The sequence below is a fragment of the Actinomadura spongiicola genome, from assembly GCF_003432485.1.
In the GTDB taxonomy this organism is placed as follows: domain Bacteria; phylum Actinomycetota; class Actinomycetes; order Streptosporangiales; family Streptosporangiaceae; genus Spirillospora; species Spirillospora spongiicola.
In genome coordinates this window covers 398,651-412,040 of the sequence record NZ_QVNQ01000006.1, presented here as the reverse complement: position 1 = coordinate 412,040, position 13,390 = coordinate 398,651, and the positions used below count along the sequence as shown (strand labels likewise).

Genomic DNA, 13,390 nt, shown 5'->3' with positions numbered 1-13,390 from the left:
GACTCCTAACCGGCGAGGCCGCGCATGTACGCGAACAGACCGCACTCGCCGAGGGCGAGCGGGATGAGCGCGATCAGCAGGAGCATTTCCAGGATGTCCCCGGCACGACCCCAGAACGGTGAGGGCCGATGGCCGGGGAGCCAGAGGCCGACGCCCACCACGGTCGCCGCCACGGCCATCAGGGGGAGCAGCGCACCGGCCACCAACACGGTCGGCGACGCGTCCCATGCCTGCGCGACCACCAGCGCCGCGACGCCGAGCATCCCGGGAACCAGCAGGTTCAGCCGTTGGGGCCGGCTGCGGAACAGCCGCGAGCGCAGCAGCAACAGCACCGAGACGACCGCCGCGGTGGTCGGGCCGAGCCAGCCGTCGTCGAAGGCGGACGGGACGAGCCCGACGATCGTGATGACGCCGAGCCCGGCGGTGAACCCGGTCATGAACCGGTTGGCGCGGCCGGTGCGGGTCAGGATCTCCTGCCCGTCCACGGTGATCGTGTCGCGCCGCAGGTCTTCGGCGCTCTGCGGCACCGGCGGAAGTGTCACCCTGGAGAAACGGAAGGCCAGCGTCGGGGTCAGCGGGGTGAGCATCATCGCGACCACCACCGTCACCGCCGCGATCCCCGTCGCGGAGAGGTCCTCGAACGCCAGCGCGACGCCGGAGGCGACCGTGCCGAGCAGCCCGCCGACGACCATCCCCCAGAAGACCGACGCGCCCCGGGTGACGCCCACGACCGCGATCACGGCGGCGAGCACCAGGGTGCCGAAGCCGGCCAGCGCGTCGAGGGCGTCCAGGCCGGAGAGCGGGGTGTCGCGGGCGGGGGCGAGCAGACCGGCGAGGAACGCGTGCGGTAACGCGGCGAACCCCAATACCGTGCCCGCCCGCTCATCGCCCGCGGCGCGCGAGACCGAGACCGCCGCGGCGAGGTACAGCAGGCAGATGACCCCCGCCGATGCGGCCGGGACGATCCAGGACGGCCCGGCGAGCAGCACCACGACGGTCGCGACCACCGAGGCGCCACCGCCGACCGACAGGGAGAACTGCCGTGTCCACTCCGGCCGCCAGCGGTCACGCCGGTCGTTGATCGCGGTCGCGACCACGTCCGCCACGTCGTCGAACGCCAACGCGGGCAACTGCGACATGCCGGGACGCAGGTACAGGACCTCACCGTCGCGAAGGCCGGCCTGAGTCGGCGTCATTCCCCCGTCGAACGGCGCCTCGTCCAGCCGCTGCAGCACCCACCCGCCGTGCGCGAGACCTGCGTCTGCCATCTGCGCGCCGGAATAGTGCAGGATCGTGGGGAAGAACTGCGCGAACGGTACATGAGCAGGCAGTGAGATATCGATGCGACGCTTCGGGGCCACGATGGTGACCCTGCACAGCTCCGCCCCGGTGACTGAGGCCACTGATCTTCCTCACCTGTAAGCATGGCTCCTGGGAGCATCCGGATACCGGCGAAACCATGACGCGATAAATCAGGACATCGCGTGCCTACGGGGTCGTTCCACCGTCGAGGACGGTATCAGCATCGGCCGTCCGGTAGAGCGGGATGTATCCTGCCGACCACCCCGCTCTGATGATCACTCGAAGGCCGAAGGCCGACGGTGTGTTTTATCCGTATGATGTCGGGCTGCGACATCCCACGGCAAGAGGGGAGCCCGGTCCAGTGGGCACTGTGCTGGTGCGGCGCAAGGAACGCAGGAAGCCGCCGGAGATGCCGCGGGGAGAGGTTCTGCTGGAGTCTCCGCCCGAACTTCCCGAGGTCACCAACGATGGGTTTCGCAACGTCCTGATGTACCTGCCGATGGCGGCTGGTTCAGGCGCGATGGCCTTCATGTTCCTGAATCCCAACTCCAACCCGTTACAGATGGTGGCGGGCGGGATGATGGGCCTGTCGATGTTCGGCATGATGTTCAGCCAGGTCGGACAGAAGTCCGGCGAGCGGAAGTCCAAACTGAACAGTGAACGGCGCGACTATCTGCGTTATCTCGGCCAGGTCCGGACGAAGGTACGCAAGGCCGCCACCCAACAACGGGAGGCATTGGAGTGGTACAACCCTGACCCGACGCGCCTGTGGTCGATCGTCATGAGCGCCCGGCTCTGGGAACGGCGCGCCGAGGACGGCGACTTCGGCCAGGTGCGGGTGGGCGCCGGTCCGCAGCGGCTCGCCGTCCAGCTCGTGGCGCCGGAGACCAAGCCGGTCGAAGACCTGGAACCGATGAGCGCGGGCGCCCTCCGCCGGTTCGTGCGGACGCACTCGACCGTCCCGGCGCTTCCCGTCGCCATCAACCTGCGGTCGTTCTCACGGATCTTCCTGTCCGGTGACACGGAGGCGAAGCGGGCCATGGTCCGCGCCATGCTCATGCAGATGGCGGCGTTCCACTCCCCCGACGACCTGCAGATCAGCATCTGCACGTCCCAGGAACACCTCCCCCTCTGGGACTGGACGAAGTGGTTACCGCACGCCCTTCACCCGACCGAGTACGACGCCGCAGGTCAGGTCCGCAGGATCGCGCCGACAATGTCCGAGCTTGAGGTACTGCTGGGTCAGGAGGTCAAGGATCGCTCCCGGTTCGTGGCGGGCCGCGCGTCCAACGAGTTGCCGCTCCACGTGGTCGTCGTGGACGGAGGCATGGCGTCCTACGACTCGCAACTCGCCGCCGACGGCATCGAGGGCGTCTGCGTCATCGATCTGGGGCAGACCGTCGGCCACACCACGGAGGCCGGAACTCTGCGGTTGAACGTCGCCCCCGGACGGGTCCACATGCTGAAGAAGGACCGAACCGGGAAGGACGTCCCGTCCCCGATCGGCGCACCGGACAAGGTGAGCATCCAGCAGGCCGAGGGCCTCGCCCGCCAACTCTGCCCCCTCCGTACCAGCGCGAGCGACACGACCGAGGAAGATGACGTCCTGTCGGGGAACCTGACGCTGACGTCCCTGCTCGGTGTCGACAACCCGTACGAGGTCGACCCGGCGCGGGTGTGGCGGCCGCGCGCACAGCGCAACCGCTTCCGGGTGCCGATCGGACTGGACGCCGAGGGACGTCCCATCGAACTCGACATCAAGGAGTCGGCGCAGGGCGGCATGGGGCCGCACGGCCTGTGCATCGGCGCGACCGGTTCCGGTAAGTCGGAGCTGCTGCGCACACTGGTGCTCGGCCTCGCCATGACGCACCCGCCCGACATCCTGAACTTCGTCCTGGTCGACTTCAAGGGAGGCGCGACCTTCCTCGGAATGGACGGCCTGGAGCACGTCTCCGCCATCATCACCAACCTGGAGGACGAACTCCCGCTGGTGGACCGCATGTACGACGCCCTCCACGGCGAAATGGTGCGACGCCAGGAATACCTGCGGTCCATGGGCAACTACGCCTCGCTGCGCGATTACGAGAAGGCCCGGCTCGACGGCGCCGACCTGCCACCGATGCCGACGCTTTTCCTCGTCCTGGACGAGTTCTCCGAACTGCTGTCCGCCAAGCCCGACTTCGCGGAGCTGTTCGTCATGATCGGACGGCTCGGCCGCTCTCTCGGCGTCCACCTGCTGCTCGCCTCGCAGCGCCTGGAAGAGGGCAAGCTGCGCGGACTGGACACCCACCTGTCCTACCGGATCGGCCTGCGGACGTTCTCCGCGATGGAGTCGCGGGTGGTCCTCGGTGTTCCCGACGCCTACGAACTGCCCCCGGCTCCCGGAAACGGGTACCTGAAGTTCGCCACCGAACCGATGGTGCGTTTCAAGGCCGCCTACGTGTCGGGCCCGGTCGACGAGCAGCCCGACCAGCAGAACAGTGGCCAAGCGTCAGGGCCGGTCACGACTCAGATCGTCCCGTACCTGCCGGGCTACATGCGGCCGCAGGTCATTGAGCAGCCGCCCAATCCGGAGCCGCAGCCCGAGGAGAACAAGAACAGAGAGGTCCTGTTCGACGTGGTGGTCCGGCAACTCGCCGGCCACGGAGCGAAGGCCCACCAGATTTGGCTACCGCCGCTGGACGCGGCACCCGCGCTGAACGAACTACTCCCGCCCCTACAGGTCACCCAGGAGTACGGCCTCACCACACCCGGATGGGACGGTCGCGGACGCCTTTACGCCGTGGCCGGCATCGTTGACAAACCGTTCCACCAGCGCCGCGACCCCTACTGGCTGGAGTTGTCCGGCAGCGCGGGTCACATCGGGATCGCGGGCGGCCCGCAGAGCGGCAAATCCACCACGATCAGAACTCTTATCGCTTCCCTCGCCCTCACGCACACCCCCGCCGAGGTGCAGTTCTACTGCCTGGACTTCGGTGGCGGCGCCCTCGCCGCACTCGCCGACCTTCCCCACGTCGGCGGCATCGCCACCCGCCTCGACGCCGACCGGGTCCGCCGAACCGTCGCGGAGGTCAGCGGCCTTCTGGAGCAGCGCGAACGCGAATTCGCCGAACGCGGCATCGACGGCATCGCGACCTACCGGCGGATGCGCGCCTCCGGCGAACACCCCGGCGACGGATACGGCGACGTGTTCCTCGTCGTCGACAACTGGCTCACGCTCCGCCAGGACTACGAGGCCACACAGGACACCATCACCCAGCTCGCCGCCCGCGGCCTCGGATACGGCATCCATGTCATCGCCGCGTCCAACAAGTGGACCGAATTCCGCAGCAACGTCCGCGACCTGTTCGGCACCAAACTGGAACTGCGGCTCGGCGACCCGTACGAGTCGGAAATCGACCGTAAGCTCGCCGACAACGTTCCCGAGGGACGTCCCGGCCGCGGCCTGTCCCGTGACGGCTTCCATTTCCTCACCGCCGTCCCGCGGATCGACGGCGGCGGCGCCGACGAATCGTTGAACGACGGCGTCCTCAAACTCGTCCAGGCCGTCAACGATTCCTGGACGGGCCCGCGTGCCCCGCAGGTCCGCATGCTCCCGGACGTGCTGCCGGTGTCGGAACTGCCGTCCCCGGCCGAAACGGGAATGCGCATCCCGATCGGCATCGACGAGGACTCCCTGTCCCCCGTCTACCTGGACTTCTCCCAGGACCCGCATTTCCTCCTTCTCGGCGACGCCGAATGCGGCAAGTCCAACCTGCTGCGGCACATCGCCACCGGCATCACCAGCCGTTACACCCCCGAGCAGGCCCGCATCATCTTCATCGACTACGGCCGCAGCCTTCTGGACGTCGCGAACACCGACCACCAGATCGGCTTCGGCGCTTCCGCGCCCGCGGCGACCTCATTGGTCAACGACGTCCGCAGCGCCATGATGCAGCGGCTCCCACCCGCCGACCTGACCCCCGACCAACTCCGCTCCCGCTCCTGGTGGACGGGCCCCGACCTTTTCCTCATCATCGACGACTACGAGATGGTCGCCACGTCCGACAACCCGCTGCGTCCCCTCGTCGAACTACTCCCCCAGGCCCGCGACATCGGCCTGCACGTCATCCTCGCCCGCGCCATGGGCGGCGCCGGCCGTGGCATGTTCGACCCTGCCATCACCCGCATCAAGGAAATGGCCTCCCCCGGCCTGCTCATGTCCGGCAACAAGGACGAGGGCATCCTCCTCGGCAACATCAAACCCCACAAACTCCCCCCAGGCCGCGGCTACCACATAGACCGCCGCACCGGCACCCGCCTAACCCAAACCCCCCACCGCAACGACCAACCCCATTAGCCTCCTCGTCAAGGCTGGGCTAGAAAGCATTTTTCCTTTGAGCAGCCACACGCAGCGACCTGTTATGCGAACGACGCCAGGATACGGATCTACTGTGCCATCGATGACCACGACCGAACGCCTTTCCCGCCATCCCTTTCTATCCGAACGGACATTTCTCAATGAGCATCGAAGCCAAGGTCAAAGCCGCTAACATCCGCAAACTGGGTGAAGAAATGAAGAATATCGGAGCTGCCCATCTGCCCAACGCAAAAGATATTTTGAACGAAATATCAGTAGGATTTCCCGGCTTCTCCGTACTCGGCTTGCCGCTGCATTTCGCGCACGAGCGCTTGAAGAAAGAAGCGATGGACAACATCGATAGCGCGCGAGAGCAGATGGGCACTTTTCAAGAAGCGTTGATCAAGACAGCGTTGACGTGGTCAACGGCCGATGATACTAGTGCGGCTACTATCGATTACTGACCCCCACAACAACCGGTACGGACCCGCAAAGTCCACTACACCTGACCGAGGAAACTATGTCGTACGAATCAGGAATGCCCATGCACCTCGCCGGTACCGCCATGACATGGGGTTCCGTCTGGCTGCTCACACCACTCATCCCGGTCGCCACCCTGATGACCATCGCCACTTCCAACCCTGGAATGATCCACACCGCAGGGGAGCACTGGGGGCAGTCCAAAGCTAAACTAGAAGACTACAAGAAGGCTCTGGAAGACCTAAAGAAAAAGTTCGATTCTGACTCCACGAACTGGACGGCAGACGACAAGGTCTTCTTCGACAATGCGGTCGAAAATTACATCCGAGAACTGGACAAACTAAACAACACGGTGAATACAGTCGAAGGTCTGGCAAAATTGGTGGCCAAGATCCTCTTCTATCTTTGCATCGCCGTGCTGACGGTAGGCACGGCGGCCTTGGCCCTCACCCTGGCCACCATCCCGCAGCTCGCGATTCCGGTCATCGGAGAGGCCGCTTACGTAGCGGCCATGTCAATAGCATGCACGATCATGGAGGTCAGCATGCCCGTATTCGCCAACGTCCAGGCCATGCTGGTCGCTTTCGGGGGCCTCGCTCTCGGCGTGGCGGGCGGTGCCTGGGGCAGCAACCTCATCACCCTCGGCGCGCAGGATCCGAACTTCAAGGAGGTCAAGATCGAGATGCCGAGCGGTCCGCTCAAGTAGCCGGTACACGGAAATCACTTGTCGAGAGGACGAGGCATGACCCAGGACTTCGGTGACTTCGCCAACATCGATGCAGAGGAGATGCTCAAGCGAGCCAAGCAGCACGCCGCGAAAGCCGCCGAGTTGCAGAACAAGCTTTCCGATGTAGTCGGCCGGGCCGAATCCCCCGATGGGCACGTCAAGGTGACGTACACCAGCGCTGGAGGAATCGCGGATCTTGAAATCAACCCGCGAGCCATGCGCATGCCGTCGGCCGACCTCGCCGACACTATCAAAAATGTCATCCAGGACGCCGCTAAAGACCTTCAGACCAACGTCCGAGCGGTGATGGCGGAAATATACCAGGGGCAGCCCGACAGCCCTGTGGAGATGATGCAGAATCCGGCCAAGATGACGGCCAGGATCGAGGAGGTACGAGACCTCTTGGACAGCGCCTTGGGCGACGCATCTCTTCACCTTGAGAAGTTGCGTCGACGCATCCAGCCCTAAGATGCTCCGGCCCGGAGGCACGAGCCGATCGAGAAGTTCGGGCGACTCCGTCTCGCCAGGATGTCGCCACACAGGCAATGGTCGGCGGACGTTCGAACCGTAAGGAGAAGGAATGCCGAGCAACCAGGTACCGCATCTGAGGGTGCTCCCCGAGACTCGCGAGTTTGCTCTGGAACTGGTCGCCGAAGGCAAGATTTTCAAGGCGGTTAGCCTGGTCCACAAAGCTACGGGCGCCGACCGCAAGCACGCTAAGGCCTACGTTGAGGTGCTGCGAGCCGAGGTCCTCGCCCGGCACGTACCCGTCGAGGTCGAACGCGCGGCCATCGCTCTCGTAGCGAAAGGTAAACCGGTCGATGCCACGAAGCTCATCGTTCTCAACACCGATCTCAACCTTAAGGACGGCCATCGTTACATGGACGCGCTGAGGTCGGGTCGGCTTTCCGCACGGTAGGGGCCGTGGCTATCACCAAGAGGAGGTCAGAGCCTGCCGTGCTGGTAGGTCACGTGTAGAAGCTGGGGCACTGGGCTTGGCAGGGGCACCAAGGGGTCATGGCTACGCTTGGCCCGGAAATGGCGGCACCTTCTTCGGGCCGAGCCGAACGAAGTCCAGCGTCGTTTCTTTGTTTTCTGCTTCCCTTCCTTTGTGGCCGAGATCAAGCCGCTCGCCACAGAAATTTTTACTAAGATAGGCTAACCCGGTGCCGACCTATGGGCGGTTTACGCCCAACAGCCAAGTTTGGTGAGGCGATGTACTCTCAAGTTCTCCACGCAAATAAGAAGCCGATATGGCAGTCCGCACTGGGGGCTTTAGGACTGGCCGCGCTTATGCTCAGCCTGACGGTGTTGAGCGTGATCTATGGTTGGAACCCGGTCATCGGCATGATGTCGTTACTTTTCTTTTTCTTTCTATTCCTCGGTGGTCTATCAGTTCTCTCGTACGCGTACAACCCGCTGGAGTTTCGCGTGGATGACGGCGCCATGGAAGTGCGAGCAAAGGGTAGAACGACTCGGATTCTCTGGACCCAACTGGAGGAAGTGCGAATTGTTCCGGCGCCTGCTCCAGCGAAGGGCGAATGGCTGATGGCTTGGCCGAAGCAGGCACCGATTCAACTACCTAAGCGCGTGTATCAACCAGAGTGGAAGGCAGAACACGCTGGCGTAAAGGTGTGCGAGCTCGACACCTTCAAGGTGGGGTCCGAAGTCTTTCGGGCCGCCGTCCAGCGATCGGCGGGGACGTTGTGGAACGAATCGACCAGCATGCGCTGAGCATCCACGATCGTTGGTTGGTGGCCGGCGGCAAGACGCGGCCAATGGTTCTTCTTGGGTCGGGTCATGCGCGGCGCTTTTGTTGCAGTTGTGGGGGTTAGGGGCGGTGGCGGGTGTGGGGGATTACTACGGCTGCGGTGGCGATTATGGCGGCGGTTGCGAGGGCGGCGGCGGTTATGGAGAGGGCCAGGTTGCGGCCGACGGTGTCTTTGGGGAGTGGTTGGTCTATGGAGACGCGGTGGATGTTGGGTGGGGGTGCCTTGCCGGTGGTTGTTTCTACAGTGGTGACGGCGCGGAGGGGGTTGACGACGCCGGAGCCGGTGCCCTGGGCTTGGGCGCCGTCGGCGGTGGTTTCGATGCGGTGTTTGACCTGTTGGTAGGTCAGGTTCGGGTTGAAGGCGCGGATCAGGGCGGCGGTACCGGCGATGTAGGGGGCCGCGAGGCTGGTGCCGTCGTCGAGTTTGTAGGAGCCGCGGGGCCAGGTGCTGATGACGGACTGGCCGGGTGCGGTGACGGTGACGGGGGTGACGGTGTTGGAGAAGCCGGCCAGTGTCCCGTCCTGGGCCAGGGCGCCGACGGAGATCACGCCGGGGTAGCTCGCCGGATACGCCTTCTGCGGGGTCTGCTTGGTGCGGTCGGTGAGGTTTCCGGCGACGGAGACGATCACCACGTCGCGTTGTTGTGCGTAGTGGACGGCCTGGCGCAGGTCGGGCAGGTCCGGCGACTGGGACGAGATGTTGATGACCCGCGCGCCGAGGTCGACCGCCTTCTTAATGGCCTGTGCGGCCCAGCGGGAATCGTTTCCGCTGGCCTTCACCGCCATCTTCACGGAGACCATTTCGGCCTCGGGGGCGACTCCGACGAAGGGGATGCCCTTGTCGCGCATGTCCGCGGCACCGATGATGCCGGCTACCGCGGTGCCGTGGCCGACGCAGTCCTTGAGGCCGCTCGTCGTCACGTCGAACGCCTTGACGTGTCCCCTCAACTGCGGGTGGGCGGTGTCCACGCCGCTGTCGACCACGGCGACCTTCACGCCCGCGCCGCGGGTGTGCTGCCAGACGTCGGTGAAGTTCAGGCGCTCCTGTGGCCAGAGCTGTGGGGGGAGCTCCTGCGCGGGACTGCCGTAGACCAGTTCTTGTTCGCAGGCCGCCGCCTGGGCGGACAGCGGGAACGCGAAGGCGGCGCACAGCGCGAGGGCCGAGGCTAAGGAGAGTGTGGACGGACGCCGCATCGGTCTTCCTCCAGGAACTCGCGGCATGATCGACAGACACCCTATGCGTTCGCGGCTAGACATTTTGCGGACATTGGGGACTACCATCTGGCGGATGCAGTCTTATGCGGCTATTCCTCCGGGTTCTGAGGGAGGACGGCGGCGGTGGCGGCGGTGGATGGTGCCGTTGTGCGTGGTGGTCGTGCTTGTGCCGGTGCTGTGGGTTACGGGTGGGTTCGAGGAGAGGCCGAAGCAGCCGGTCAGGGCCGCGGGGAGCGGGCTTGACCTCGGGCTGTTCGCCGTGACCGTCCGGGACGCGCGGATCGGGCTGGTGGACGCCGCCTTCGGGAGCAAGAAGGAGCGGTTCCTCATCGTGCGGATGAGGGTCGTCAACAAGGGCAAGGAGACCGAGCCGCTCAACACGGGCGGGCTCGCGGACGGTGTCGCGGCGTTGACGAGGGCGGGCAAATGGGTGAAGCCCGAGCAGGTCGAGGGCGTCGCCGGGGGCGCGAAGACGGATGTCGTTCAGCCGGGGCTGCCGGTCGAGGCGTCCGCCATGTGGAAGATGGGGCCGGCGGACGCGCCGCAGAAACTGACCGTGGGCCTGCGCAAGTGGACGTATGGCCACGGGTTCACCGATAGCACCTTCAACTGGACGGTCGACCGGGAGAACGACCGGCTTGTCGGTCGGTTGACGCTTGCCGTGAGCGAGCCGCAGGTGACGCGTCCGACGCCGCGTGCCAAGAAGCGTGCGCGGAAGCCCAGGGTGGGCCGCCGATGAATGTGCGGATGGTGCTTCTCAAGGGTGGTGCCGGGATCGGTGGGACGGCGCTCCTTGCCGGGGCGATGTGGCTGCATACGCTGCGGCCTCAGGTGCGGGCGGCGGAGTTGGAGCCGATCCGGAGCGGCGGGACGGTCGGTGAAGAGGTTCGCAACCGGTTCTTCAGCATCAGGGTCGAGAAGGTGGAGGCGGCGCGGTCGCTCTCGCCGGGGCTCAGTCTCGGCGATCCTCCGCCGGTCGGCACCGACGGGATCTACCTCATCGTCCGGGTTCGGGCGACGAGTCACCGTGAGCCGTTGGAGCTGCGGTCGGCGGAGCTGGAGACGCCCGGCGGGTACACATTTAGGGACGACCCGCGCATGGGCTCCGCGTCCACGGTGTCCCCGCCGACGTTCGAGCCGGTGATCTGGACGCCGACCGTGTTCGTGTTCGAGTTGCCGAAGCACCGGTTGGAGGGGGCGCATCTGGTCGTCGGGACGGGCGGGTTGCTGCCGCAGCTGTCCGCGGCGGCCGACATCGATCTGGGTCTCACCGGTGGCCGGGTGGACGAGCTGGTCCGGCGGGCCGTCGACCGCTACGACGTCGAGGTGGACGAACCGTGACGGCGGCGGAGACCAGGCCGCAGCCGATCGTCCAGGTGGAGGCCGAAGACGAGCGAGGGCTGCGTCCCCTGGACAGGCGCATCGTGCAGGCGATCGCCCTGGTGTGCGCTGTTTCCACCTTTCTCGCCGTGCAGTGGTTGGACGAGACCAACAACGTCCGGAAGCACCTGGAACCCCCGGAGAAGGTGAGCACTGTCGGGCCGGGGCAGATCGGGGAGCTTGTCGGCGCGCAGTGGAAGGTGATGGGGCGTGAGGAGGGGCGGCCCCTAGGCGGCGGGTCGAACGATGTGACGGAGTTGCGGCTCGCGGTCGTCGTTCGTCCCGGGGACGCCGCCAGCGCCAAGGCGGTCGGTTCCTACGGGCTCGTCTACCGGTTCGTCGACGACGAGGGGCGTGAGTGGTCGGCGATGGGGTCGCGGGTGGGTGAGCCTCGGCCGGGTGTCGCGGTCCGCGTCACCGTCAAGGGGACTGTGCCCCGTACCATGGCGGGCTCGTTGGAGCTGGTGATACGGGCGCCGAAGACGGAACGGAAGGGTCAGGGGGATCCACGGCCTTCGCTGCGGTTCGAGCGGTGACCCTCGCCATGACGAGGTTGAACGCGGCGGCGAGCAGGCAGATCCGGAGAATCTCGAAGACGACCGCCGTTCCGTATCCGACGAACGGCAGCGCCCGGATCCACCAGGTCACCTCGTGCGGGCCGATCAGTTCGTAGACGAAGCGGCGCGAACCCTCCTCGGCCAGGTCCAGACCGGCGAAGAGTAGGCAGAAGGTTGCGAACGGCATCATTCCGGAGCGGCGGACGAGCCGCAGCCCGTACCAGGCGGGCAGCCACATCTCCCGGAGGCCGCGGGTGAGGATCTCGCGGGGGCTGTTCACCCGGTCGACGCCGCCGGCGCGGGCGAGCCGCTGCGCGGCCCGGCTCCGTCCGAGGACGATCTGCTCGTCCCTGGCGTCCAGCCCGAGGATCACACCGGCGATCACCAGCCAGATCAGCGCGCCGAGCACCGCCTCCTTGAACGGCCCCCACAGTTGGAGGGCGGGGCCCGCGACGTCGGTCACCCACGCCCACGCCTGGCGTCCGGTGAACCATTCGGTGCCCTTGTTGCGCAGATGGTCGATGGTGAAGATGCCGAACAACGCGAAGTTGATCTCCAGGAAGGCGACGAGGGCGCCGACGGCGCGGGGCAGCCGCTCCTCCAGCCGCCATTCCGCCGCGACCTTCAGGACGAACAGCCCGGTGGTGAGGCCGATCGCGAGGCCGATGTGCTTCTCCAGGGAGAGCAGCATCCCGAGGCTGTCGATCTGCCCCTGGATGCCGCCTTCGGCGAAGCCGCGGCTCGCGGCCATGTCGGCGAACTCGCGGGCGTCCTCGCCCTGGAGCCCCCACGCCAGGTAGAAGATGACGAACGGGAGCGCGGCGCGTCCCAGCGCGCCGATCACCGACTCCTCGTTGCCGACGGCCCACGGGGTCAGGTCGCCGTCCGCCTCGCGGGCGTGCACGACGTCCAGGCCCTCCCGGACGCTGTGCACCATCAGCACCGCGACGGTCAGCGTGATGACGACCAGGAGGCCGATGGTGGCGATCGGGGCGACGGTCGCGGCCGTCCCCTTCATGGAGCCGAGCCGGTAGCCGCCGTACATCGCGCCGTAGCGCAGCAGCTCGCCCACCGTGAACCACAGGGCGAGCGGCAGCAGGAACCGTCCCGCGAGTTTCAGCGTGGCCCACGGCAGGATCAGCGGCGATCGCGCGGACATTCGCAACATCGCGCCGATCGTAGGGCATTCAGGAAGCGGAAACGTACGCCGGGACGCCGACCCCACGCACAACGGATCCCGCCCTCCCGGCTGACCGGGACGGCGGGATCCGTTGAACGACGCAGGTCAGATCGCGACTTCGAGACCGGCGACCTCACCGGTCTTGGCGGTGACGGCGTTGTCGACGCTGACGCCGCCCGCCGCGAGGACGCGCACGGTCCAGTCGCCGTCGGCGGCGAAGAACCGGAACACGCCCTCCTCGCCGGTGACGACCTCGGCGGTGAACTCACCGGACGAGTCGAGCAGGCGGGCGTAGGCGCTGGACACGGGGGCGCCGTCACGGGTGACGGTGCCCTGGATGACGGCCTCGTTGGTGAGGTCGACGGTCGCGGGAAGGTGCGCCGTCTGCTCAGGGGCTGCGCAGCCCTGGGTCATTACTCCTCCTGGGTGGAAAGTCGTG

At 66.2% G+C, this 13,390-nt stretch carries 13 protein-coding genes; 9 read left to right on the top strand and 4 right to left on the bottom strand.

The genetic code is table 11. From position 1 onward, the window contains the following. Nucleotides 1-5: 5 nt before the first annotated feature. Nucleotides 6-1,403, bottom strand: coding sequence for a type VII secretion integral membrane protein EccD (gene eccD / locus D0T12_RS21595; RefSeq protein WP_117401450.1), 1,398 nt, complete (start codon nt 1,401-1,403; stop codon nt 6-8). Between the two features lie 260 nt (nt 1,404-1,663). On the opposite strand from eccD, the gene eccCa reads away from it, so the two are divergent. The 6 genes from eccCa (at nt 1,664) to D0T12_RS34935 (ending at nt 8,582) form a co-directional block, all read left to right on the top strand. Continuing rightward, complete coding sequence (gene eccCa / locus D0T12_RS21590; protein ID WP_117401449.1) at nt 1,664-5,641, top strand: type VII secretion protein EccCa; 3,978 nt, start codon at nt 1,664-1,666, stop codon at nt 5,639-5,641. Nucleotides 5,642-5,802: 161 nt separating this feature from the next. Then, complete coding sequence (locus tag D0T12_RS34940; protein WP_147339584.1) at nt 5,803-6,105, top strand: hypothetical protein; 303 nt, start codon at nt 5,803-5,805, stop codon at nt 6,103-6,105. Between the two features lie 74 nt (nt 6,106-6,179). Beyond that, entirely contained in the window at nt 6,180-6,827 is a 648-nt protein-coding gene (locus D0T12_RS21585; RefSeq protein ID WP_117401448.1) for a hypothetical protein, read from the top strand. A gap of 36 nt (nt 6,828-6,863) precedes the next feature. Further along, nucleotides 6,864-7,316 (top strand): YbaB/EbfC family nucleoid-associated protein, encoded by a 453-nt coding sequence (locus tag D0T12_RS21580; RefSeq protein WP_117401447.1) that lies wholly within the window; start codon nt 6,864-6,866, stop codon nt 7,314-7,316. Nucleotides 7,317-7,428: 112 nt separating this feature from the next. Beyond that, on the top strand, nt 7,429-7,767 hold the full coding sequence (locus D0T12_RS21575) for a hypothetical protein (RefSeq protein WP_117401446.1): 339 nt from the start codon (nt 7,429-7,431) through the stop codon (nt 7,765-7,767). Nucleotides 7,768-8,024: 257 nt separating this feature from the next. Beyond that, nucleotides 8,025-8,582, top strand: coding sequence for a hypothetical protein (locus D0T12_RS34935; protein ID WP_147339583.1), 558 nt, complete (start codon nt 8,025-8,027; stop codon nt 8,580-8,582). A gap of 97 nt (nt 8,583-8,679) precedes the next feature. Here the strand turns inward: D0T12_RS34935 and D0T12_RS21570 are convergent, their stop codons facing one another. Then, the gene (locus D0T12_RS21570) at nt 8,680-9,813 is read right to left on the bottom strand and encodes a S8 family serine peptidase (protein WP_158581575.1); all 1,134 of its coding nucleotides are present in this window, start codon (nt 9,811-9,813) and stop codon (nt 8,680-8,682) included. 172 nt (nt 9,814-9,985) lie between these two features. Here D0T12_RS21570 and D0T12_RS21565 point away from each other — a divergent pair, with 172 nt between their 5' ends. Genes D0T12_RS21565 through D0T12_RS34930 form a run of 3 tightly spaced genes read left to right on the top strand, consistent with a single transcriptional unit; the run spans nt 9,986 to nt 11,750 of the window. Next, nucleotides 9,986-10,573, top strand: coding sequence for a hypothetical protein (locus D0T12_RS21565; protein ID WP_147339582.1), 588 nt, complete (start codon nt 9,986-9,988; stop codon nt 10,571-10,573). After that, a complete protein-coding gene (locus tag D0T12_RS21560; RefSeq protein ID WP_147339581.1) occupies nt 10,570-11,175 on the top strand; it encodes a hypothetical protein in 606 nt (201 codons plus the stop codon). The genes D0T12_RS21565 and D0T12_RS21560 overlap by 4 nt, the downstream gene beginning before the upstream one ends. Next, the gene (locus D0T12_RS34930; RefSeq protein WP_147339580.1) at nt 11,172-11,750 is read left to right on the top strand and encodes a hypothetical protein; all 579 of its coding nucleotides are present in this window, start codon (nt 11,172-11,174) and stop codon (nt 11,748-11,750) included. Before D0T12_RS21560 ends, D0T12_RS34930 begins: the two co-directional genes overlap by 4 nt. Here the strand turns inward: D0T12_RS34930 and D0T12_RS21555 are convergent. Both D0T12_RS21555 and D0T12_RS21550 read right to left on the bottom strand, forming a co-directional pair. Further along, nucleotides 11,635-12,939 (bottom strand): hypothetical protein, encoded by a 1,305-nt coding sequence (locus D0T12_RS21555; RefSeq protein ID WP_147339579.1) that lies wholly within the window; start codon nt 12,937-12,939, stop codon nt 11,635-11,637. The genes D0T12_RS34930 and D0T12_RS21555 overlap by 116 nt on opposite strands. A gap of 117 nt (nt 12,940-13,056) precedes the next feature. Then, entirely contained in the window at nt 13,057-13,365 is a 309-nt protein-coding gene (locus D0T12_RS21550) for a DUF1416 domain-containing protein (protein WP_117401441.1), read from the bottom strand. Nucleotides 13,366-13,390 lie beyond the last annotated feature (25 nt).